At 72.0% G+C, this 20,348-nt stretch carries 17 protein-coding genes; 8 read left to right on the top strand and 9 right to left on the bottom strand.

Annotated elements, in window-relative coordinates; translation table 11 throughout:
* Nucleotides 1-827 precede the first annotated feature (827 nt).
* Complete coding sequence (locus tag CC117_RS22670) at nt 828-2,378, bottom strand: alpha/beta hydrolase domain-containing protein (RefSeq protein WP_241830332.1); 1,551 nt, start codon at nt 2,376-2,378, stop codon at nt 828-830.
* Nucleotides 2,379-2,673: 295 nt separating this feature from the next.
* Nucleotides 2,674-3,897, bottom strand: coding sequence for an RtcB family protein (locus CC117_RS22675; protein ID WP_071087394.1), 1,224 nt, complete (start codon nt 3,895-3,897; stop codon nt 2,674-2,676).
* Between the two features lie 346 nt (nt 3,898-4,243).
* Here CC117_RS22675 and CC117_RS22680 point away from each other — a divergent pair, with 346 nt between their 5' ends.
* Nucleotides 4,244-5,005, top strand: coding sequence for an SDR family oxidoreductase (locus tag CC117_RS22680; RefSeq protein ID WP_071087396.1), 762 nt, complete (start codon nt 4,244-4,246; stop codon nt 5,003-5,005).
* Between the two features lie 85 nt (nt 5,006-5,090).
* On the opposite strand, the gene CC117_RS22685 is transcribed toward CC117_RS22680, so the two are convergent.
* From CC117_RS22685 to CC117_RS22695, 3 genes are all read right to left on the bottom strand, one after another.
* Nucleotides 5,091-5,468: an SAM-dependent methyltransferase gene (locus CC117_RS22685; protein ID WP_241830333.1), complete on the bottom strand. Its 378-nt coding sequence runs from the start codon at nt 5,466-5,468 to the stop codon at nt 5,091-5,093.
* 40 nt (nt 5,469-5,508) lie between these two features.
* A complete protein-coding gene (locus CC117_RS22690) occupies nt 5,509-6,435 on the bottom strand; it encodes a fumarylacetoacetate hydrolase family protein (RefSeq protein WP_071087398.1) in 927 nt (308 codons plus the stop codon).
* A gap of 168 nt (nt 6,436-6,603) precedes the next feature.
* Entirely contained in the window at nt 6,604-7,773 is a 1,170-nt protein-coding gene (locus CC117_RS22695) for an acyl-CoA dehydrogenase family protein (protein WP_407673574.1), read from the bottom strand.
* Between the two features lie 198 nt (nt 7,774-7,971).
* Between CC117_RS22695 and CC117_RS22700 the strand changes: the two genes are divergently transcribed.
* Nucleotides 7,972-8,832, top strand: a complete 861-nt coding sequence (locus CC117_RS22700) for an LLM class F420-dependent oxidoreductase (RefSeq protein WP_071087493.1) — start codon at nt 7,972-7,974, stop codon at nt 8,830-8,832.
* A gap of 82 nt (nt 8,833-8,914) precedes the next feature.
* On the opposite strand, the gene CC117_RS22705 is transcribed toward CC117_RS22700, so the two are convergent.
* Nucleotides 8,915-9,778 carry an alpha/beta fold hydrolase gene (locus CC117_RS22705; protein WP_071087400.1) on the bottom strand — a complete coding sequence of 288 codons (864 nt, stop codon included), beginning with the start codon at nt 9,776-9,778 and terminating at the stop codon, nt 8,915-8,917.
* 428 nt (nt 9,779-10,206) lie between these two features.
* Here CC117_RS22705 and CC117_RS22710 point away from each other — a divergent pair, with 428 nt between their 5' ends.
* Both CC117_RS22710 and CC117_RS22715 read left to right on the top strand, forming a co-directional pair.
* Nucleotides 10,207-11,547 carry an ABC transporter substrate-binding protein gene (locus tag CC117_RS22710; protein ID WP_071087402.1) on the top strand — a complete coding sequence of 447 codons (1,341 nt, stop codon included), beginning with the start codon at nt 10,207-10,209 and terminating at the stop codon, nt 11,545-11,547.
* Between the two features lie 159 nt (nt 11,548-11,706).
* Nucleotides 11,707-12,345: a TetR/AcrR family transcriptional regulator gene (locus CC117_RS22715; RefSeq protein ID WP_071087405.1), complete on the top strand. Its 639-nt coding sequence runs from the start codon at nt 11,707-11,709 to the stop codon at nt 12,343-12,345.
* Nucleotides 12,346-12,487: 142 nt separating this feature from the next.
* Here the strand turns inward: CC117_RS22715 and CC117_RS22720 are convergent, their stop codons facing one another.
* The 3 genes from CC117_RS22720 to CC117_RS22730 form a co-directional block, all read right to left on the bottom strand.
* A complete protein-coding gene (locus tag CC117_RS22720; protein ID WP_071087407.1) occupies nt 12,488-12,676 on the bottom strand; it encodes a ferredoxin in 189 nt (62 codons plus the stop codon).
* On the bottom strand, nt 12,676-13,968 hold the full coding sequence (locus tag CC117_RS22725) for a cytochrome P450 (RefSeq protein WP_026311008.1): 1,293 nt from the start codon (nt 13,966-13,968) through the stop codon (nt 12,676-12,678). The genes CC117_RS22720 and CC117_RS22725 overlap by 1 nt, the downstream gene beginning before the upstream one ends.
* A gap of 238 nt (nt 13,969-14,206) precedes the next feature.
* Nucleotides 14,207-15,496, bottom strand: coding sequence for a cytochrome P450 (locus tag CC117_RS22730; protein ID WP_084132602.1), 1,290 nt, complete (start codon nt 15,494-15,496; stop codon nt 14,207-14,209).
* 257 nt (nt 15,497-15,753) lie between these two features.
* On the opposite strand from CC117_RS22730, the gene CC117_RS22735 reads away from it, so the two are divergent.
* The 4 genes from CC117_RS22735 to CC117_RS22750 all read left to right on the top strand — a co-directional run bounded on the left by CC117_RS22735 (nt 15,754) and on the right by CC117_RS22750 (nt 20,088).
* The gene (locus CC117_RS22735) at nt 15,754-16,323 is read left to right on the top strand and encodes a PaaI family thioesterase (protein WP_071087409.1); all 570 of its coding nucleotides are present in this window, start codon (nt 15,754-15,756) and stop codon (nt 16,321-16,323) included.
* Between the two features lie 104 nt (nt 16,324-16,427).
* Complete coding sequence (locus CC117_RS22740) at nt 16,428-17,615, top strand: cytochrome P450 (RefSeq protein WP_071087497.1); 1,188 nt, start codon at nt 16,428-16,430, stop codon at nt 17,613-17,615.
* A gap of 412 nt (nt 17,616-18,027) precedes the next feature.
* Nucleotides 18,028-18,993, top strand: coding sequence for a LysR family transcriptional regulator (locus tag CC117_RS22745; protein WP_071087411.1), 966 nt, complete (start codon nt 18,028-18,030; stop codon nt 18,991-18,993).
* A gap of 150 nt (nt 18,994-19,143) precedes the next feature.
* Nucleotides 19,144-20,088, top strand: a complete 945-nt coding sequence (locus CC117_RS22750) for a PDR/VanB family oxidoreductase (RefSeq protein WP_084132606.1) — start codon at nt 19,144-19,146, stop codon at nt 20,086-20,088.
* Nucleotides 20,089-20,348: the final 260 nt, after the last annotated feature.

The following is a 20,348-nucleotide window of genomic DNA, read 5'->3' on the forward strand; positions in this document are numbered from 1 at the left end:
ACGGACGGACCGCTCCGGTCGCACCGGTGCTGACCTGGCCATCGCGCGGCGAGCTGGGTACCGTCGAGGGCCCGCCAGATGACGATCATGGACTCTCTGTGCTCGGGGCGCGACATATCGGACATGGCGTTCTCAGTCTGGAGATTGCAATATCACCGAAAAATAAATGCCGTTCCGCAATTCTTTCAGTGGAGGGAAATGGCATTTACTGAAGGGCTGGGAGGGTCTCCGCGAGTGCCCGGGCGGCTACCTCGGCGGGGTCGTGGGCGGACACTTCGCCCGGGTCCGGGAATGGCGGTTCGGTGTGGTCCACGCCACGGATTCGGTCCGCTGCTCTGGTGTCGTCGGCCGGCGGCGACCGCGGGGCCCGCGCCGGAGTTCGTGTTGATCGCCGTGCAAATCCCAGGCGGACCGGTGGTCCGGAAGGAGCGGGATACGGGTCGGCCCGGTTCGGATGCCGGCGGTGCCTGTCTGCCGTCCCGCCCCGCGCATGCCCGGTGGGTCGGGCGTCCGCGGGCCCACCCAGGCCGGCAGCCGGGCGGGCCGGCAGGGCCGGCGGCGGTCGCGGTGGGGACGGGCCGGGCCATCGGAAACGTCTCGGGCTGCTGCCAGGAAGGACGGAGGTGGCTGCGGCGCGGGGGGCTCGCATCGGCCGCCGCCGCGCCCGCCGGCCGCACCTACGGCTGCGGCCGCCGGTCACCTGTGCCGCCAGTCCGGGGAACAGGTGCAGGCGGGGTGGGTCGCCCAGGGTAGTGGGACTACTGCGTGCCGCAACCACCGGTGCGGCTGTCCGCGGGCGTTCCCGGCGGGGCCGAGAACGCCCGAGATCAGGCCACTATTAGGCTGGAATCCGCCATTGCGAGCATCGCTGGCAGGTCCTCGGAAAGGAGGAAGTCGGACCTTACGGCTGATTCAGTTGCCTCGTTGTAGCGCTTTTGGTAGTCGTTCCGGGACGGATACAGTTCGGCCAGCCGGCCGGCCGGTAGCGGGCGGTTCGAACCGGCCAGCTGGCAGATTGCCGAGGAGGTCGGTCCGGGCTCTCCCGACAGCACGGTGACGGGTATTTCCACCGGGGGTGTTCGGATCCCGCCGACCGCGATCCGGTCGGCGTCCCGCCGGACGCTCGGCTCCCCGTCCGCGGTCACCTCGATGCGGGGCGCTGCCGCCGGCGGCGTGCCGGTCGTGACCCAGGCGGCCAGCGCGCGCAGTCCCGCCTTGGCCACGAGGTGCAGCGGGCCGCTGTTGATCGGCACGCCGCAGTCGATCCTCGCGGCGGCGGCGCCGAGGAGGTGGGTGTCGACGTGTGCGGTACCCGCCACCTCCCACAACCGCAGCCGGTCGTTGTCCGGCTGGCGGGCCCGGTGTGAGCTCAGCAGACCCGTGAGGTCACTTTCCGTCTGCACGTCGAGGACCGGTGCGTCCTGGTCGGTGCGGAACACCGTGGGGGTGCTGCCGAGCGCCTTCACCAGGTCGGCGTGCTCCTCCGGGCCCACCAGCGGAAGCCCGGACGCGCCCCGGCTGTGCACGAAGAAGCCGTCGAAGGCCCTCGTGTGTGGCTGCACGCCGTTGTAGTAGGTCACCAGCGCGTAGGCGGCCTGCGACTCGCCGGCGGCGATCAGCTGCCGCGGGTGCGGCCCGCCCAGCCCCACCCCGGCCCGCACCGCCCGCCCGACCTGGGTGAGGATGTCGAACGAGAAGCCGTCCCCGGGATGGCGCAGCGAGCCGTAACGGGCCGGGTCGATGGCGACAAGCCCCCGGCCGGCGAGCGAGGCCCCCTCCGTCACCGGAACGAGCACCGGACCGCCCACCACGCCGATCCGCTGGGCGGACACACCGACCCAGGCATGGCCCTGGCGGATGATCTCCTCGCGGAGCGCGCCCCATTCGACGTCGGCGTCCACGCCGCCGCTCACGTTGAGCCATTCGACGACCACGGTCCCGCTGAAGTCCGCGGCCTTCGCCGGGCGGCGGACGAGCACCCTGGTCCGGTAGGGCGCCGGTGAGCCCGGGGTGAACTCCCAGCGACCGTCGGCTCCGAGCGCACCGGCGGCCTGATAGGCCGTCGCCGTTCCGGCCGCGGCGAACTCCTGCTGGACGTAGCCGGCGGCAGCCAGGTCCGTCGGGGAGCCGGCTGCCGTGAACGGGCCGTTGCCGCCGGTCAGCTCGGTGGACAGGTCGGCCGCCGGCCCGGCGGGCGGCGCCGGCCGGGCCGGTCGGTCCACGCCCGGAGAGGGCGTCGCGCCTTCGGAGCTGCCCGTGTTAGTCCCGCCGTCGGAGCAGGAGACACCCAGCACCAGCGCGGCGCCGACGAGCAGCGCCACCGCCAGCCGCAACCGTGTGACCGGGTGCGGACGTGCCGTCGTGCCGAGCCGCTCCACCGGTCGGTACCTCCGTCCGCAGCGGCGGTACGGTGCGGGTCGCACCTGCTGCCGCCACCTGAGTGAGCGTTCGGAGAACGCCCGGGATGTGATGGTGCGGCAGCATAACGCCCCCCGACGGCAGGTGGCGGGCCCAAAAGTGCTATCAGGGCGCGGAAGCGGGGCCGCGGCGGGGCCGTGACGGGGCCCGCCGCAGGGGCGCTGCGGTGCCCGCGTGCCAGCTCACGGCCGCTGCCGGCGGGGGTGACCCGGGCTACGGGCCACTCCCGCCGTGGGTCGCCTCCGCCGTGGGGCCTCAGCCCTTCACGCAGAGGACGGCGTGCAGCTCGGCGGCGACGTCCACCAGGTCGTCCTGGTAGGCGATGACGGCCTCGATGTCCTTGTAGGCGGCCGGGATCTCGTCGAGCACTCCGGGGTCCTTGCGGCACTCGACACCGATGGTCTGGGCGGCCAGGTCGTCGGTGGTGAACTCCTTGCGGGCGCGGGTCCGGCTCATCCGCCGTCCCGCGCCGTGTGACGCGGAGTGGAACGACTCGGGGTTGCCCAGGCCGCGCACGATGTAGGAGCGGGTTCCCATCGAGCCCGGGATGATGCCGTACTCGCCGGCCCGGGCGGAGATGGCGCCCTTGCGGGTGACGAGGACGTCCGCGCCGTAGTGGTGCTCCTCGGCCACGTAGTTGTGGTGGCAGTTGACAGCGGCGAACGCCGCGTCGCCCGCGTGCGGCCCGTCCGCCGGTGGTGTGGGGACCCGCAGCCGGGGCAGCTGCGTGCGCAGCGCCTCGACGTACAGCCCGAGCATGGTGTCGCGGTTGTACCGGGCGTAGGTCTGGGCCCAGTCGAGGTCGCGCCGGTACGCGGCCATCTCCGGCGTGCCGGCGAGGAACACCGCCAGGTCACGGTCGGGCAGGCCGGCGTTGTGCGGCAGCTTCTTCGCCGCGGCGATGTGGGCCTCCGCCAGGGTCTTGCCCACGTTGCGCGAGCCGGAGTGCAGCATCAGCCAGACCGCGTCCGTCGTGTCCAGGCACAGCTCGACGAAGTGGTTGCCCGAGCCGAGGCTGCCCATCTGCGCCATCACCCGGTCCAGGCCGCCACTGCGCCCGCTGACCGACGGGTGCAGGTCACCGAAGCCCGCCCACAGGTCGTCGTAGCCGCGGACCCGCCGGGAGATCTCCGCGTGCCCGCGGTACCCGACGGGGATGGCCGCCTCGACCGCGGCGCGCAGCGGGCCGAGGTCGTCTGGCAGGTCGGCCGCGGTCAGGCTGGTGCGCACGGCCGCCATCCCGCAGCCGATGTCGACGCCGACCGCAGCGGGGGAGACGGCGTCGCGCAGCGCGATGACCGAGCCGACCGTCGCCCCCTTCCCGAGGTGGACGTCCGGCATGACGGCGACGTGGTGGTGGACGTAGGGCAGGTCGGCGATGGTGCGGAGCTGGTCGAGGGCGGCGCTCTCGACCTCGTGCGGACGGGTCCACATCCAGATCGGCGCCGCGGCGCCGGACAGCTCGTCCACGGGGGACACGGTGAGGTCACTCCTTGTGGTGGTGGGGGTGGATCGGGCCCGATCCGCCGGGGGCCGGCCTGATCCACGATGGCCGCTTCCTTCGCTGTTGGCCAACGAATTGTTGCGCGGTGCGACGGCGCCGGTGCGATGCCGGCGTCGCCGGCGCCGGCGACGCCGCCGACCTGGGCGTCTGTCGGCAGCGATGCACCTGTCGCCGCCGCCTGCAAGACTGCTGCCCCAGCGATCTGCCGGCGCAGCGATCCGATGCCCCGGCGATCTGCTGTCCTGGAGATCTGCTCCGACCCGGGTGGGCGCCGCACGGCGCGGACCCGGGACGTCACGCCGACAGTGGGAGGAGCCCATCATGTCCGCTGCCCAGGAACGGGTCGCGATCGTCACGGGGGCCGCGCGTGGTCTCGGCGCCGCCACCGCGCGCCGGCTCGCGGCCGACGGGCTGGCCGTCGCCGCCCTCGACCTGGAGGAGAGCGCCTCGAAGGAGACGGTCGACGCGATCGTCGCGGCCGGGGGGAAGGCGATCGCCGTCGGCGTGAACGTCAGCGACTCCGACCAGGTCGGTGCCGCGGTCGCCCGGGTCGCCGCCGAGCTCGGGCCGCCCACCGTTCTGGTGAACAACGCCGGCATCACCCGCGACAACCTGCTGTTCAAGATGGCCGAGGCCGAGTGGGACCTGGTCATGGAGGTGCACCTGCGCGGCACCTTCCTGATGACCCGCGCGGTGCAGAAGTACATGGTGGACGCCGGTTTCGGCCGGGTGGTGAACCTGTCGAGCACTTCGGCGCTCGGCAACCGTGGTCAGGCCAACTACTCGGCGGCGAAGGCCGGCCTGCAGGGCTTCACCAAGACCGTGGCGATCGAGCTCGGGAAGTTCGGCGTCACCTGCAACGCGGTGGCGCCCGGTCTGATCGAGACCGAGATGACGCGGGCGACCGCCGAGCGCCTCGGCCGGCCGTGGGACGAGTACGCGGCCGCCCGCGCGACCGACATCCCGGTGGGCCGGGTGGGCGTTCCCGACGACATCGCCCACACCGTGTCGTTCCTGGTCAGCGAGGGCGCCGGCTTCGTCTCCGGCCAGGTCGTCTACGTGGCCGGCGGCCCGAAGGCCTGAGTGGCGGCGGCCGGTGGCGGCTGGCGGCGGCCTGCGCCGCCGCCGGCCGTACCGGCCCCGCGCACCAGGTCTGCGGTCGGCCAGGTCAGGCCTTGCGCCCCAGGCCGCCGGCGACCAGCCGCTCGGTCAGCGTCATGGTCTCGGGCAGCGGCTCCTCCGGGCGCCACAGCGGGTTGAAGACCACGCCGGGCTCCTGGAGGTCGAACCCGTCGAAGAAGGCGGTGATCTCGTCCAGGGTGCGGAACCGGCCCCGCCCGAGATCGGCCAGCATGACCTTCTCCAGCTCCCTGGTCTCCTCGCCATGGGTCACGAAGTGGCTCAGGAACAGGTAGCTGCCGGAGGCCAGGCGTTCCCGGTAGGTGGCGAGGATCCCCGCCGGGTCCTCGTCGTCCTCGATGTGGTGGACGACGGCGAAGAGCAGCAGCCCGACGGGCTCGTCAAATTGGATGATCGGCAGTGACACGGGCATCCTCGGCGGGTGGCCGGCGGGTGACCGGCGGTGGTCAGGGACGCGCGGAGGCGTCGACCACCGGGTTGCGGACAGAGCCGACCCGCTCGACCCAGACCTCGACGACATCGCCGGGACCCAGGTAGCGCGGCGGGGTGCGGATGTACCCGACCCCGGCCGGAGTGCCGGTGATCAGGACGTCGCCCGGGTTCAGGGTGATGGTGCGGCTCACGAAGGACAGGATCCGGCCCACCGAGAAGATCATGTCGCTGGTGTCGCCGTCCTGCACGACCTCGCCGTTGACCCGGGTGACGAGCCGCAGCCCCGCGCCCGGGTCGCCGACCTGGTCGGCCGTGACCACGGAGCCCATCGGGCCGCTGCGGTCGGCGTTCTTGCCCAGCGTCCACTGCGCGGAGGCGCCCTGGGCCCGGCGGGCGCTCAGATCGTTGAACGCCGCGTAGCCGAACACGCCGCGCAGCGCGGTGTCCTCGTCGACGTCGGTCAGCCTGGTGCCGACGACCGCGGCGAGCTCACCCTCCCAGTCCAGGCCGCGCTCCCCGGGCGGGACGGGGACCGGCGTCCCGTCGACGACCAGCGAGGCCGTCCAACGCCCGAAGATCGGCGGGCGCTTCGGCAGGTCGAGGCCGGTCTCCGCGGCGTGCGCATGGTAGTTGAGGCCCATGCCGAGTACCCGGGCGCCGGCCGGCACGGGTGGCGCGAGCGTCAGGTCGTCGAGGTCATGCTCGCCGTCGGCGGCGGTGGCGGCACGGGCGGCCTCCGCCCAGCGGGGGAGGTCGGCGTAGAACTCGTCCACCTCCGCGATCCGGGCCACCCGCAGGCGGCTCGGGGTGCTGCCGTCCGCCCCGGCGCCTTCCGCCGGGAGCCCGCCGTCCACCGTCTGGTCGCCCGCGTGGTCGCCCGCGGGGTCGAGCACCCGGCCGACCACGACACGTCGACCGTCCCGCACGCCCACGAACCGCATCCGCCCGCCCTCTCCACCGACTGCCGGCCACGACGCCGCGGCCCGATACCGGCGCCGCCGTGCTGCCCGGCCCGCCCCCCAGTCTGCCCCGCCTCACCGCCGCCCGAGCGTGCCGGTCCGGGTGCCACGGCTCGGGCGTCACGGTTCGGGCGCCGAGGTACTGGCGGGCTACCGCACGCCGGCGTTGCGCAGGAGCTCGCGGGCGATGACGATCTGCTGGATCTGGCTGGTGCCCTCGTAGATCCGGAAGAGGCGGGCGTCGCGGTAGAACCGCTCGACGGGAACACCGCGCATGTACCCGGCGCCGCCGTGGATCTGTACCGCCCGGTCGGCGATGCGGCCGACGGCCTCGGAGGCGAAGTACTTCGCGCAGGACGGGCCGAGCCGGGTGTCGCTGCCGTCGTCGTAGTGGGCCGCGACGTCGGTGACCAGTGCCCGCGCGGCGTACAGGTCGGTGGCGGAGTCCGCGAGCAGGCCCTGGACGAGCTGGTGCGTCCCGATCACGCCGCCGCCCTGGACCCGGCTCGCCGCGTAGGAGACGGACTCGTCGAGGAGGCGCTGGGCGAGCCCGACGCAGAGCGCGGCGATGTGGACCCGGCCGTGCGCCAGGCACCGCATCGCCGTCGCGTACCCCCGGCCCACCCCTTCTTCGCCGCCGATCACTGTGCTGGCCGGGACCCGCACCTCGTCCAGATGGACGTCGGCGGTCCAGGCGCCGGCCTGGCCCATCTTGTGGTCCTTCGGGCCGACGGTCAGGCCGGGGAGGCCGCGCTCGACCATGAACGCGGTGATGCCGCGGGCACCGGCGGCGTCGGGGTCCGTCCGCGCGAACACCATGAAGACGTCCGCCAGCGGGGCATTGGTGATGAACCGCTTCGAGCCGCTGATCACCCAGCCGTCGCCGTCACGGCGCGCGGCGGTAGTGAGACCGGACGGGTCGGAACCGGCGTTCTCCTCCGTGAGAGCGAACGAGGCGGTCCACTCGCCGGAGGCGATCGGCGGCAGGTAGGCCTTCTTCTGTTCCTCGGTCGCGCCCTCCAGCAGGACATGACCGGCGATGCCGTTGTTGGTGCCGAACATCGACCGGAAGGCCGGGGTGGTGTAACCCAGTTCGAAGACGAGTCGGACCTCGGCGCTCATGTCGAGGCCGAGACCCCCGTACTCCTCCGGAACGGCGAATCCGAACAGCCCCATCTCGGCGGCCTCGCGGCGCAGGTCGGCGGGAATCGCGTCGGTGTCGTCGATGGCGGCTTCCGCCGGGACGACCCGTTCACGGACGAAACGCCGCGTCGCGGCGATGATCTGACGCACCTCGTCATCGAGCACGGGATCTCCCATCGGGCCCGGGCCCGCACGGCCCGCTGAACATGAGGACCAAGAGTGCCGCGCAACCGGGTACGGGTCCATCGATCGCCGGCACCCGTGCCGGCACCTGCGCGGATAGCCGCATCCCGGGTCGCGACCCGGCGGGACCTCTGATAGGCAGGGTTATAAGAGCGCGACGTTCGTGACCAACACGTGGGCGGGACGGCCGACATGGATCTTTCAGGCATCGGGGTGTGGAGCCATCAGCTGCGGTATGGCGATCCGGCCGTGGCGGCCGACGCGGCCGCGGAACTGGAGGCACTCGGCTTCCGGGCACTGTGGATACCCGACACGGGCGGCCCGGTCCTCGACGTGGTCGGCGCGCTGCTGGCCGCGACGAGCCGGGTGACCGTCGCCACCGGCATCCTCAACCTCTGGATGCACGACCCGGCGCAGATCGCCGCGCGCACCGCCGACCTGGCCGCCGACCACCCGAACCGCTTCCTGATGGGCATCGGGGTCAGCCACGCACCCATCGTCGACGCCGCCGAGGCCGGCCGGTACCAGCGGCCGCTCGCGGCGATGACAGCCTTCCTGGACGGGCTGGACAAGGCCGACCCGCCGGTCCCGGTGGGGGACAGGGTCCTGGCCGCCCTCGGCCCGAAGATGCTCGACCTGGCCGCGAACCGGTCCCGCGGCATCCATCCCTACCTTGTGACACCGGAGCACACCCGGCAGGCAAGGGAGCGGCTGGGCGAGGGCCCGCTGATCCTGCCCGAGCAGACGGTCATTCTCACCACCGACGCCGACGAGGCACGGGCGATCGGACGGCCGTGGCTCGCCGGCTACCTGGAGCTGCCGAACTACCAGAACAGCATGCGCCGGCTCGGCTTCACCGAGGACGACATCACCGGGGTGAGTGACCGGCTGTTCGACGCCATGATCGCCTGGGGGGACGAGGCCGCGATCGGCCGGCGCGTCGAGGCACACCGGGCCGCCGGCGCCGACCACGTGTGCCTGCAGGTGCTTCTTGCCGACCAGCGGGCCGTCCCGCGTGCGCAGTGGCGCCGCCTGGCCGCCGCACTGCTCTAGCATCCGGCGCCCGCGCCGCGCCGCCGCTGCGCCCCGCCCGCCGCGAGTGGCGGGCGGGGTGTGCGGGGTGGGGTGTGCGGGGTCAGGCCAGGGTGTCGGCGGCCCAGGCCGAGAGTGCGGGGGCCAGCAGCGGCCAGCGGACGAACAGGCTCCCTGCCGTCGCCATCTCCGCCTGCCGTTCCAGGTACTCGCGGTCGCCCCAGGGCGGCTCGACCAGTCGGGCGCCCGGCAGCAGCCCGGCCAGCGCCTCGGACGTCGCCCGGGGGTGGAACGGGTCGCTCGCCCCGCTGCGGAACACCAGGGCCGGCACCCGGATCGACCGTGCGCCCTCGTCGGAGAGCCCGGGTACGACCTCGCCGGGCCGCGGGCTGAACGCGGCCATCCACTGCTGCACGGTGGCGAGGAACTCGTCGCGGTCCTGGGCCAGCAGCAGCCGGCGGTTCTGCGGGTTGCGCTCGAGCGAGGGCGCCCATTCCGGCAGTGCCGCCACCGCCGCCATGTCGCGCGTCCAGGCGGTCGTGACGGTGGCGGAGTAGTAGGCGTTCGCCAGGATCATCAGGCCCGGGGCGCCACCGCTGACCCACCACAGCGCCAGCCCGGCGGYGACCTCGGGGTGGTGCGCGGCGGTGAGCAGTGAGACATGGGAACCGACCGTCCCGCCGGCGAGCACGGCCGGCCCGAGGCCGAGGGTGGTGAGCAGGCCGGCGAGAGCGTCCGCCTGCATCCGCGGCTCGCTCGGCCCGGCGAAGTGCAGGTCGGACTCGCCGCTGTTCGGCCTGTCCCACAGCAGTACCTGGTTGCCGGGCCCGGCGATCGACCGCGCCAGGTCCGCGACCCCCGCAGTGTCCCTGGTGAACCGGCCACCGAGGGTCAGAACCCAGGTGCGCTCGCCCTCGCCGATGATGTCGTAACCGATGCGCAGCCCGTTGACGTTCGCGTATGCCACCCGACGGACAGTATCGGCAGCACCGGGCCGGCGGCACCTGGTGCCCCGCCCGGACAGTCGTCCGCGGCGTCGGGGAATCGCGGAACGGGGCGTCGGCGGCGGACGGAACGAGAGCGTCGGGTGGTGGCCCGGGGCGGCCACGGAAAAGGCCGGACACCGACGTCGTAGGAAGTGGTACGGCGTCCCCTGGTCGGCGCAGGCCCGAGCCAACGGCGGGCTTCCGGGATTCCGGGCTTCTTCGCGCCCGCGGAAAAGCGTACGACGGGGCCGTTCCCGCTATTCCTGCACCGTGATTTCCGCAGGTCCCGCCCGTGCAGTGCCCGAGCTGCATAATCCTGCTTACCGGTCGAGCAGCCGCGTCGCGGCCCGGCGGCGAGTGCCATCGCAGACGCGCTCTCGAGCGCCTGAGGTCAAAGGAACGTGCATCGATGAGGCGTCGTCGCACCCGCGGCTTTCGTTTATCGGGTCTCCTGGTTTTACTGTGCCTGGTGGTCGCGGCCTGTTCGAACTCCACCGGTGAGGAGAGCGATACGAACGCACCTCCCGCGAGCACGCCGAACAGGGGTAACCCCGGAGTCAGCACCACGGAGATCCGGTTCTCGCTGCTGGCCACCAGGAGCAACAATCCCATCGGAACGTGCATCCTCGACTGCTTCAACGACGGTGTCGAGGCCTACTTCGCCTTCCGCAACAGCGAGGGCGGGGTGCATGGCCGCAGGCTGGTGGTCGCCGAGCAGATCGACGACGAGCTCGGCAGGAACAGGGAAGGCGCCCTGCAGATCATCACCGGGAACAACACGTTCGCGACGTTCGGCGCCGCGCAGCTCCCGCTCGGCTGGGCCGAACTGGCGAGGGCCGGCGTCCCCCAGTACGTCTGGGCCATTCAGCCCGCCGCCATGGTGAACCAGAAGTCGATCTTCGGTAACGCCGCTCCCGTCTGCCTCGACTGCACGTTGCGGACCTACCCGTACGTGGCCGGGCTGGCGAACGCGACGAAGATCGCGGCGCTCGGTTACGGAGTCTCGGACGTCTCCAAGGAGTGCACGTCGACGATCACCCGGACGATCGACCGTTACCACGGTGACACCGGGCAGGAGATCGTCTACAAGAACGACGGCCTCGGCTTCGGCCTGCCCAACGGCATCGGCCCCGAGGTCTCGGAGATGAAGCGTGTCGGCACACAGATGATCATGACCTGTCTGGACCTCAACGGGATGAGGACCCTGGCCCAGGAGCTGGAGCGCCAGGGCATGCGGGACGTCGTGCTCTACCATTCGAACACCTACGACCAGGACTTCGTCGCCGCTGCCGGTGACCTGTTCGAGGGCGACTACGTCGGGGTGTCGTTCCGCCCGTTCGAGGCGGACCCGGCCGGGACCGGCCTCGCCGACTACTTCAGGTGGATGCAGGAGACCGGCGCCGGGATCACCGAGGCGGCCATGGCCGGCTGGATCAACGCCGACCTCGCCTACCAGGGGATCCTCGCCGCCGGGCCGAACTTCACCCGCGCCAGCGTCGTCGAGGCGACAAACAGGCTGACGGACTACAGCGCGGACGGCCTCATCAACCCGATCGACTGGTCGCGCCAGCACGAGTACCCGACCGAGGAGGATCCGACCACGCACGGGTACAAAGAGGAGTGCCAGGCGCTGGTCCAGGTGAAGGGCGGGAAGTTCGAGGTCGTCGGCGGGACGAGGGCGGAGCCGTTCGTCTGCTGGTCGAACGAGAACCGCGACTGGTCCGAGCCGAGGCCGACGGCGATCACCTGAGCTGCCCCGCGAGGGCAGACCCCGCACCGGCGGTGCGTCCAGTGGTGCGTCCGGTGGCCGCAGGGGACCGGTGTGCGCGGAGAAGGGCCCCGCAGCGAAAGTGGACGGTATTCTTCCGTTTGTTATGGGCAGTGTTCGATGACAGGAGGGTGGGAAGTCATGACGGCGTTACCCCCGGTCCGCCTCAGGGCCGACGCCCGGCGCAACCGTGACAAGATCGTGGCCGCCGCGGTGCACGCGTTCACGGAGGACGGCCCCTATCTGCCCATGGAGGAGATCGCCCGGCTCGCCGGGGTCGGAGTGGGGACGCTGTACCGGCACTTCCCCGACCGTGACGCGCTGATCATGGCGGTCGTCCAGGACAGTCTCGGGACCATGCTCGCGCGGGCGCGGGCCGCGGCGGTCGACGAGCCCTGCGCGTGGGACGCGCTGATCCGCAGCATGAGCGGCTCGCCCGAGATCCGCCTCGCGCTGCGTCTGCCGAACCTGTTCCAGCCCGCGACCACCGAGGTGATCCGCGCCGACCCGGAGATCCGCCGCATCCGCGGCGAGCTCATGGCCCAGATCGACACCCTCGTGCAGGCCGCGCAGCAGGAGGGCACGCTGCGCGCGGATGTCGGGACGGGCGACGTCGTGCACCTGTTCTCGCTGCTCCTGCAGGGCATGCAGAAGATGCCGCGCGAGGTGGGGGAGGCCGTCTACGAGCGGTCGTGCGCCATCGTGCTCGACGGCCTACGTACCCGCCGGGGGCCGCTGCTGCCCGGCGGCCCACTGACTCTCCGCGACATCACGGAGTAGTACCCGCGGCGGTCACCCGGGTGGGATGGCGCCTGACGCCACCCGCCCCGCGAACGACCGCGTACCGCCCCGGTGAGGCCCAGGGCGGCTGTGCGGACTGTTCGCGGGGCGACGCGGCGTGTGGGCAGGCGCCGCGCAGCGGTCAGAGCTCGGAGATGGCACGCTCGGGGCAGTTGCCCACAGCCTCGTGCACGACCCGCTCGAACTCGGCGGGCACCTCGTCGACAGTCACGACGGCGAAGCCGTCGTCGGAGAGTGTGAACACCTCGGGGCACAGCGTGGCGCAGGTGGAGTGCCCGCAGCACCGGTCCTCATCGACGACGACCTTCATCAGATGGCCTTCGGTGCGACGGTGAACTCGAGGGCGAGGTGGGTCAGACCTCGCAGGATGAACGTCGGCAGGTAGCTGAACCGGCGGTCGCCGGCCGGGCCGTGCACACTGTCGGCGATCCGGATCTCGGTGGTGCGCTCCAGGATCCGCTCGATGGCCGCGCGGGCCTCCGCGCGGGCGAGCGGCGCGCCGGGGCAGGTGTGGATGCCACGCCCGAAGGCCAGGTGGTGACGGGCGTTCGCGCGGGTCACGTCGAACACGTTCGGGTTCTCGAAGCGCCGCGGGTCACGGTTCGCCGCGCCGTTGCTGACCATGACGGTCGTCCCGGCGGGCAGGTCGACCCCGCCGACGGTCGTCGGTACCCGGGACAGCCGGAAGTCGCCCTTGACCGGGCTCTCCAGCCGCAGCGTCTCCTCGATGAAGTTGCCGACCCGGTCCGGCTCGCGGCGCAGCAGCGCCTGCAGCTCCTGGTCCTCCGCGAGGATCTTCAGCGCAGTGCTGAGCAGCCGGACGGTCGTCTCCTGGCCGGCGGAGAACAGGTTCGCCGCGACCCGGACGACATCGATGACCTCCGGCGTCGACCCGTCCGGGAACGTGGCCTTGGCCAGACCGGTCAGGACGTCGTCGCGCGGCGCGGCACGGCGGTCCTCGATGTAGGCGCTGAACCGCTGGTAGAGGAACTCCAGCGGATTGTGCGCCAGGTGGTCGTCGTCGGTGCTGCCGATCCCGCCGCCCTGCGTCTCGGGGTGGCGCTGCAGCTTGTCGAGGAACTCCTCGCGGTCCTCCTCGGGAACGCCGAGCAGGTCGGCGATCACCATCAGGGTGAACGGACCGGCGAAGCCGGTGATGAACTCACCCGCGCCCTGGGCCAGGTACGGCTCGAGCATCTGGTCGACGAGGTTCCAGATCTGGGCCTCGTTCTCCTTCAGCCGCTTCGGGGTGATCAGGCGCATCAGCAGCGCGCGGTGCGCGGTGTGCGTCGGCGGGTCCAGCGTGGGTAGCTGGTCGCTCATCGGCAGCTCGTCCCGGTGCCGCTCGATCAGCTCGGTCACGTCGTCGCCCTCGAGCGGGACGGGAAAGCCCGGGAAAGGACCGGTCACCGAGATGCAGGAGGAAAAGGTGGCCGAGTCGTGAAAGACCTCGACGGCCTCCTCGTAACCTGTCACCATTACCACGTCGTGGTGCTTCTCGCGGAGCACGGGGCACTGCCCGCGCATCTCCTCGAGGAACGGGTACGGGTCAGCGACCAGCTTCTCGTCCCGGAAGTAGTCGGGCACCTCAAGGTCACTCACAGTTTGTGTTGCTCCTTCCATGGCCTCGCGGCCAGTCTCCCATCCGGGTCAGGGCGACACAAACGACGCGTCCCTGCAGGGGGCGTGACCGAGCGTGCCCTGCCGATCGGCCGGACGCCGGCCGCCCGGCCGGGTAACGGYCAGACAGCGGCAGGATGTCCTCGCCGCGCGCCGGTCAGGGCGTGCAGGCGCCGGTCAGGGCATGCGCCGCGACCGTGCGGGGCGGGCGCGGCCCAGGTCAGCCGACCCGGATCGGAAGTGTCGCCAGAGCTCGGTGGATCAGGCTCGGAAGGTAGACCAGATCGGCGTCGTCCACCGCGAGTTCAAGCGTTGACGTCCCGTGGACCAGTGCGCCGATCGCCGCCGCCGCCTCGATGCGTGCCAGCGGGGCGCCGAGGCAGAAATGAATACCGACGCTGAAACCCAGGTGGCGGCGGGCCGGCCGCGGGCCGTGATAGCGGGTGATGTCGAAGCGGTCCGGGTCCGGGTAGGCCTCCGGGTCCCGGCCGGCCGCCGCGCTGACCAGCAGCACACCGTCTCCACGCTCGAAGGTCCGCCCGGCCAGCTCCGTCTGCCGGCACGCCGTGCGCATCGTGAACTGCGTCGGCGGGTCGTAGCGCAGCACCTCCTCGACCGCGGAGTGCAGCAGCTCCGGCCGGGCGCGCAGCAGCGCCAGCTGGTCGGGGTGGCGCAGCAGGGTCAGCACCGATGACCCGATGTAGTTGATGGACGTCTCCATCCCGGCGACGACCATCAGCGACGAGACACCGAGCAGCTCGGTCTCGCTGAGCGCGTCGTCCCGGTCCCGGGCGGCCGCGAGCATGCTGACCAGGTCGTCGGTCGGCTGGGCCCGGCGCTGCGCGATGAGCTCCTGGAAGTAGCGCTGGAAGTCGAGGGTTGCCGTCCGGCGGGCCACCAGCTCGTCCTCGGTCAGCAGGTTGTCCGGGTCGGTGCCGCGGGCGATCGCGAGTGCCCAGCCGCGCAGCGACGCACCGACGTCGTCGGGCACACCCAGCAGTTTGCCGAGCGAAGCGCTGGCGAGCAGGGCCGCGTAGCCGTTGATCACCTCCAGCGTGCCCGTGGTGCGGGCCTCGGCGACCAGCCGCTCGGCGTGCGCCTGGATGCGCGGCGCCATCGCGTTCACGATGCGCGGCGTGAAGGCCTTGTTCACCAGCCCACGCAGCCGGGTGTGATCCGGCGGGTCCATCCGCAGGAAGGAACGGGGCGCGCTGGCGTTGCCCTCGCGGAACGGGCTGATGTCCGCGTCGTAGCCGTGCACCCAGTCGTCGCTCTGCAGCACGGTCTCGAGGTCCGCGTACCGGGTGAGCACGGTGACCGGGACGTCGCCGAGCATGAACGGGCACAGCGGCCGGGTCTCCCGTACCTGCTGGTAGTTGAGGTACGGGTTGGCCTTGTGCGCCGGGTGGAAGGCGGTGAACTCCACCGGGGCGGGCCCGGCGGCGGGTCCGGCAGCGGGCCGGGCGGCGGGTCCGGTCGAGATCTGCGCGGCGGTCTCTGCTGCGGCCATGGCGTCTCCCGGTCAGGTCGCTGCCGGGACGGCGTCCGTCCGCCCGGCTCGGGTGCACTCTGGCGGACCGCGTCCGGGTGCGACAGCGAGCGCGGCAGACTCCAATCGCGCGATTGGCCGGTGCCAACCCTCGTGGGCGAGCACGGTGCATGGATCGATTAGAGATGCGAATGCATGTCGTCAGGGACGGACGGCCGGGGTCACGATGCAGCGCGACGCATCGCCTGCCGCCACCGACGCACGGGAGACCGCCGCCCATGGACCGCACCCTGGACCGGGACCGCGCCGCCGAGCCAGTCGTCAGCGCCGAGGAACCCGAGCAACCTGAGCAACCCGAACACCCGGAACGTCCCGGGCAGGCGGACGAGGCCGCCGAGACGGGGCAGGCGCGGCGGCTGCGCGAGCTCACCGACCTGGTCTCCCACGGCCTGACCGCCGGCATCGGCGTCGGCCACTCGCTCGGCGTGCTGCTCAGCGAGCTCGGCGACGGCCTGTCGGTGTGGACGCTCACTCCGTCCCCGGCCGCCGCCAACGCGATGTACACGGTGCACGGCGGAGTGATCAGCACACTGATGGACACCGCGATGGGCAGCGCCGTCTACACCCGGCTACCCGACGGCATGCTCTACACCACGCTCGAACTGAAGGTGAACTTCATCCGCGCCGTCGCCCTCGACGACGAGGCGCTGACCTGTGTCGCCACAGCCGTCCACGTCGGACGCCGCACGGCCACAGCCGAGGCCCGGGTGACCAACCACGCCGGCGCGCTGGTGGCACACGGGACGTCCACCTGCCTGCTGTTCGAGGCCGCGGGCGGCCCGGCGTGACCGCCACCGGAGCCCACAGTTCCACCGGAGCCCACAGTTCCACCGGAGCCCACAGTTCCACCGGAGCCCACAGCGCCGTCGGTGACGCGAAGGTCGGCCAGGCTGTGATCGACGCCTTTGACCCGGCCTGGCGGCACGACCCCTACCAGGCCTACCGCACGCTGCGCGAGGCCGGCCTGTTCGTCGACGGACCGCTCGGGACGTCGCTCGTCCCCGGCTACGCGGAGTCCGCCGCGATCCTCGCCGATCCGGTGTGGAGCCACGCCGAGGAATCCGATCTGCTGCACCCGGACAGCGACGTCGAACTGCCCGGGTCGTTCCTGTGGATGGAGCCGCCGGACCACACCCGGCTGCGTGGTCTCGTGAGCCGGGCCTTCACCCCGCGCACGATCGAGGCGACCCGCCCGACCGCGCGCCGCGTCGTCGACGGCCTGCTGGACGCCGCCCTGGCCGCCGGCGAGGTCGACCTGATCGAGGACTTCGCCTATCCGCTGCCCCTGACGATGATCTGCGACCTGCTGGGCGTGCCGGCATCCGAGCATGTCGCCGTGCGCAGGATGTCCGCCGGCATCGCGCGTGGCCTGGACCCCGACGCCCTGCTCTCCCCGGCGGAGCTCGCCGCCCGCACCGCCGCCGTGAACGAGTTCCGGGAGTTCTTCGGCGGGCTCGTCGAGGCCCGCCGGGCCGACCCGCGCGACGACCTGATCTCCGCCCTCGGGCAGGTGTACGCCGAGGGCGACCGGCTCACCACCACCGAGCTCCTCGGCACGCTGCTCATCCTCGTGGTCGCCGGCCACGAGACCACCGTGAACCTGATCGGCAACGGTGTCCTAGCGCTGATGCGGGACCCCGGGCAGCTGGACGCGTTGCGGAAGGATCCCGACCTGGCACTGCCGGCGGTCGAGGAGATGCTGCGGCTCGACCCGCCGGCGCAGGTCACGACCCGCACGGCCCGCGGCGAGGTCACGGTCTCGGGCCGGACGTTCACCCCGGGCGAGGCGGTCATCGTGATGATCGGCTCGGCCAACCGCGATCCGCGGGCGTTCACCGAGCCCGACCGGCTGCGCATCGACCGCTACGCGGGCGGGGAGAAGGTGAACCGGCATCTCGCGCTGGGGATGGGCCTGCACTACTGCCTCGGCGCACCGCTGGTCCGCCTCGAGGTGGGCGAGGCGCTGCGCGGCATCGCCACCCGGCTGAGCAGCATCACCCCGCTGGCGGATCCGCCCCCCTACCGGCCGAACATCGTGGTGCGTGGGATGTCGGAGCTCCCGGTGCGGGTCACCGGCTGACCCTGGGCGCTCGCCGGCATTGCGATCCGGCTCCCGTTCCAGGCTCCTGTTCCAGGCTCCCGGGCCGACCGTCGCCAGCGTCCTGGCAGGACCCGTCGCCGGGTCGTGACTCGGTGCCCGGGGGCTTCCCCGCGGTGGAGTCACTGTCCGTTTCGTCTGGCAGGTTAGGTTTTGGGGTGTTTCTCTGTTCTGGTCGGCGCCGCGGCCGGCGGTGCCTGTACGCCGTGGCGGGCAGATCCGCGCCGAATCCGACGGGAAGAGGTGCGGAACACATTTTCCGGCTGTGCGCGGCATGATTGCCGGGTCAACACTCCACACGGTCATCCGAAGAATTACTCGGGCTTACTCCGACTTCATCGCCTGTTAGACGTCCGGACTACACTGGCGGACGGGGGAATGAGGGAGGAAACTCGTGGAGTTCCGACATCTGGTCTCTTTTCTCGCCATCGCCGACGAGGTCCATTTCGGGCGGGCCGCGCGGCGGCTCAACCTGACCCAGCCCTCGCTGAGTCAGCACCTGGCCCGCCTTGAAAGGGAGGTTGGTGTCCAGCTGGTCGCGAGAAATTCGCGTGAGGTACGTCTCACTCCTGCCGGACAGGCGTTCCGGGGTGAGGCGAAGAGAATTCTTGAACTGAAGCGCCGCACCCTCGAAATAACCCGTGACACCGCCGCCGGCCGGGCCGGGCGGATCAACATCGGGTTCAACCTGCCGGCCGGGCACCGCATTCTTCCGCCGACGCTGGCGCGGCTGCACGCCTCCCACCCCGGGGTCGAGCCCCGCCTGTGGGAGCGCCGGACCGGGCCCCAGATCAAGAGCCTGCTCAGCGGCGAGCTGGACGTCGGTTTCATCTTCGGCCTGCCGCCCACCTCCAGCCTGCAGTCACGGGAGGTGCTGCGGGTGCGCATCCTCGCCGTCGTGGGGGAGCACCATGAATGGGCCGGCCGCGCCCAGGTGCCGTTCGGAGACCTGGAGCGGCAGCCCTGCCTGCTGTTTCACCGCACGCAGTGCCCGGCCTTCTACGACACGATGTCCCGCTCCGCCGACCGCGCCGGTATCAGGCTGCGGGTGGTGGCCGAGGTCGACGATCCCGGTGCCAGCGCATTGCTGGTCACCACCCGACCGGTGGTCGGGTTCGCCTCCCGGGAACGCGCACTCGGTATCGCCGGCGCGCGTGCCGTTCCGCTCGTCGACCCGGTCCCGTCGGTACCCGTGCACGTCGTGTGGCGGCCGCCCCGCACCCGGCTGGTGGAAACACTGCTCGACAGCCTGGAGAACGCTGCGGCGGACCTGGGTCACGACCTTGCCGTGACCGCCGGGGAGAACACCGATCGACTCGCCGAAGAACATCGATCGGATGTTTCAATGACAGCGCGCTGACGGTTCGCCCAGGCGCATTCATCGTTACCGTGGCAGGGCATATGCCGTGACCGTGCGGAATTCCGCGGGAGGTCGCTCGTGTCCGTCTCCTTCTCCTCGTCTCCCGGCCCCTCAGCCGGGCCGGCCCTGCCAGCCGGGACGGATCTGACGGTGGTGGTCCACGCCCGGCGGCGGGTGGCGCACGACGTCGTCTGCCTCGAGCTGGCCGACCCCACCGGGGAGCCGCTGCCGGCCTGGACACCGGGCGCCCACGTGGACATCACGGTCCGCCCGGGGATGATCCGCCAGTACTCGCTCTGCGGCGACCCCGCCGACCGCGGCAGCTGGCAGGTCGCGGTACTGCGCGAGGGCGCCGGCCGGGGTGGCTCGGTGCACCTGCACGACCGGGTCGCCCCCGGCACGCTGCTCACGGCGGGTCGCCCCCGCAACGCCTTCCCGCTCGTCGCCGCACCGAACTACCTGCTCATCGCCGGTGGTATCGGGATCACCCCGCTGCTGCCGATGGCCGCCGAGCTGGCCGCGCGCGGCGCGGACTGGCGCCTGCTCTACGGCGGCCGGCGGCGCGAGGCGATGGCGTTCGCCGACGACCTCGCCGAACGTTATGGCGAGCGGGTCGTTCTGCACCCGCAGGACACCCACGGGCTGCTCCCGATCGGCGCCGTCCTCGACGACCTGCACCGCTCCGGGGGCGGCGAGCGGACCGCGGTCTACTGCTGCGGGCCGGAGGCCCTGCTCACCGCCGTGGAGCAGGCCTGCGCCGACTGGCCGGCCGAAGCGCTGCACGTCGAGCGTTTCCGTCCGGCCCAGCCCGCCAGCCGAGACAGTGACCAGGCCTTCGAGCTGCGGTTGGCCCGCAGCGGGCGGATCCTCACGGTCCGGCCCGGGCAGAGCATCCTGGCCGCGCTGGAAGCAGCCGGTGCGGTGGTCGCCTCCTCCTGCCGGGACGGCACCTGCGGCAGCTGCGAGACCACCGTCGTCGCCGGTGAGGTGGACCACCGCGACACCGTCCTGAGCGCGGCCGAGCGGGCCAGCGGCCGGACGATGATGGTCTGCGTCTCACGCAGCCGCGGCGAACGTCTGGAACTGGACATCTGAAATACACCGGAAAGTACGCCCGCGCCATTCCCGGTGAATTCTCCGTAGGCTGTTAATCCGGGTTGGCGATCGGTTCATCCGGATTCACAATCGGCCGCTCCGGGAATACCAGGGCTCCGTATTCTGCGTTTGCGCGTACCGGGGACGGTTCCGGGGGCAACGGGGCTGCCGGGCCGCCCCGGTGGCGCACCAGCAGCGCCTGGGGGAAGCGCGCGGGCCACAGAACGTCGTGCGGCCCGCGCACGGGGGGAGGAGCCAGC

Source organism: Parafrankia colletiae, from assembly GCF_001854655.1.
Taxonomy (GTDB): domain Bacteria; phylum Actinomycetota; class Actinomycetes; order Frankiales; family Frankiaceae; genus Parafrankia; species Parafrankia colletiae.